This window comes from Helicobacter pylori, assembly GCF_014496965.1.
Classification (GTDB): Bacteria; Campylobacterota; Campylobacteria; order Campylobacterales; family Helicobacteraceae; genus Helicobacter; species Helicobacter pylori_CZ.
In genome coordinates this window covers 1-1700 of the sequence record NZ_JACTCR010000036.1, presented here as the reverse complement: position 1 = coordinate 1700, position 1700 = coordinate 1, and the positions used below count along the sequence as shown (strand labels likewise).

Here is a 1700-nt window from a genome sequence, read left to right as displayed (position 1 = left end):
TTTGATCCAAAGAAAAGCTAAAGTCGTTTCTAGTGGTAGCGATTACACCAACTCTTTTGTTTTCAATGAAGGGGCTAGCCATTTTAAGGTGTTTTTTAATTACGGGTGGGTGTTTTAGGGTGAGAAAGAAATTGATAAAAATAACATTTTTTTAAATAAAAGCCTTATTTTTACCTTTTTTTCGTATAATAAAATTTAAGTTAGTATTGATAGTGGTGCGTTAAGATTTTTCAATCTTGTGCGATAAAATCAACGCTTCTTAATAAGCTCATAGTTTTAAACATTCAAAATAGTATAAAAAGGAAAGTCATGTATGCGGCTCATCCTATTAAACCCCTAAAAGCCCCTAAACTCAAATCTCAATTTTTAAGGCGTGTGTTTGTGGGTGCGTCCATTAGGCGCTGGAATGACCAAGCATGCCCTTTGGAATTTGTGGAATTAGACAAGCAAGCCCATAAAGCGATGATTGCGTATCTGCTCGCTAAAGATTTAAAAGACAGGGGTAATGATTTAGATTTAGATCTTTTGATTAAGTTCTTTTGCTTTGAATTTTTGGAGCGCCTGGTTTTAACCGATATTAAACCCCCTATTTTTTACGCCCTCCAACAAACGCATAGTAAAGAGTTAGCTTCCTATGTCGCGCAAAGTTTGCAAGATGAAATCAGCGCGTATTTTTCTTTAGAGGAACTCAAAGAGTATTTAAGCCACAGGCCTCAAATTTTAGAAACTCAAATTTTAGAGAGCGCGCATTTTTATGCGTCTAAATGGGAATTTGATATTATCTATCATTTTAACCCCAACATGTATGGCGTGAAAGAAATTAAAGAAAAAATTGACAAGCAACTCCACAATAACGATCATTTGTTTGAAGGGCTTTTTGGGGAAAAAGAAGATTTGAAAAAATTGGTGAGCATGTTTGGGCAGTTGCGTTTCCAAAAGCGCTGGAGCCAGACCCCAAGAGTGCCGCAAACCAGCGTTTTAGGGCATACCTTATGCGTGGCGATTATGGGGTATTTGTTGAGCTTTGATTTAAAAGCTTGTAAAAGCATGCGGATCAATCATTTTTTGGGCGGGCTTTTCCATGATTTGCCTGAGATTTTAACCCGAGACATTATCACGCCTATCAAACAAAGCGTTGCAGGGCTTGATCATTGCATTAAAGAAATTGAAAAAAAGGAAATGCAAAACAAAGTCTATTCTTTTGTTTCTCTAGGCGTTCAAGAAGATTTGAAATATTTCACCGAAAACGAGTTTAAAAACCGCTACAAAGACAAGTCTCATCAAATCGTTTTCACTAAAGACGCTGAAGAATTATTCACGCTTTATAATAGCGATGAATATCTTGGGGTTTGCGGGGAGCTTTTGAAGGTGTGCGATCATTTGAGCGCGTTTTTAGAAGCTCAAATCTCTCTTTCTCATGGCATTTCTAGCTACGATTTAATCCAAGGAGCTAAAAACCTTTTAGAATTGCGATCCCAAACGGAATTGCTTGATTTAGACTTAGGGAAATTGTTTAGGGATTTTAAATAATGGACTATAAAGAATTACTAGAATTTAACGATTACGCTATGGATTTAAAACCACCCAAGCAGAAATCCCAAATATCTTTAGTGTTTGGGATGAATGCTTTAGTTCCGCTAGGAACTATATAAAAACCTTAAGTGAAACTAACCTTGATTTTCTATATACGCCTTGATAGT

2 protein-coding genes are annotated in these 1700 nt (G+C 36.3%); both read left to right on the top strand.

Features of this window, described 5'->3' with window-relative positions; all coding sequences use genetic code 11:
- Positions 1-309: 309 nt before the first annotated feature.
- Positions 310-1530, top strand: a complete 1221-nt coding sequence (locus H7O61_RS07770; RefSeq protein ID WP_001949089.1) for an HD domain-containing protein — start codon at positions 310-312, stop codon at positions 1528-1530.
- Positions 1530-1652 carry a hypothetical protein gene (locus H7O61_RS08000; RefSeq protein WP_269434262.1) on the top strand — a complete coding sequence of 41 codons (123 nt, stop codon included), beginning with the start codon at positions 1530-1532 and terminating at the stop codon, positions 1650-1652. Before H7O61_RS07770 ends, H7O61_RS08000 begins: the two co-directional genes overlap by 1 nt.
- The last annotated feature ends 48 nt before the right edge of the window (positions 1653-1700 follow it).

What these genes read in the sequence shown, in the direction of transcription:
- H7O61_RS08000 (WP_269434262.1), top strand. Translation starts at nt 1,530, where the DNA reads ATGGACTATAAAGAATTACTAGAATTTAACGATTACGCTATGGATTTA.
- H7O61_RS07770 (WP_001949089.1), top strand. Translation starts at nt 310, where the DNA reads ATGTATGCGGCTCATCCTATTAAACCCCTAAAAGCCCCTAAACTCAAA.